The sequence below is a fragment of the Saccharothrix sp. ST-888 genome (assembly GCF_000955975.1).
Lineage (GTDB): Bacteria > Actinomycetota > Actinomycetes > Streptomycetales > Streptomycetaceae > Kitasatospora.
Genome location: NZ_JYJF01000793.1, coordinates 1 through 323, shown reverse-complemented (window position 1 = coordinate 323; position 323 = coordinate 1). Strand labels below are relative to the sequence as shown.

The following is a 323-nucleotide window of genomic DNA, read 5'->3' as shown; positions in this document are numbered from 1 at the left end:
TCGGCGACGGGCTGGAGACCGAGTACTGGCGGGTCGACAACGGCCGCGCGCAGTGGCTCTCCGTCGACCTGCCCGACACCATCGCGCTGCGGGAGCGGCGGCTGCCGCCCGGGCGGCGCCAGCGGCTTCTCGCCCGCCCCGTCACGGACCACAGCTGGTTGGACGAGGTCGACACCGCACAAGGCGTCCTGATTTTCGCGCAGGACCTGCTGTAGTACCTGCGGCCGACCGCGGTTGGTGAGGTGATCGTCGGCTGTGCGGAGCACTTCTTGTACGGCGGCTTGGATCTGGGACCGGTCCGGGGCTGGTTCTGATGGCTTGAC

The 323-nt window shown here is 69.7% G+C and carries 1 pseudogene; it reads left to right on the top strand.

The window, feature by feature from the left end:
* Positions 1–215, top strand: a pseudogene (locus UK12_RS42410) (class I SAM-dependent methyltransferase); the annotation flags it as partial.
* Positions 216–323 lie beyond the last annotated feature (108 nt).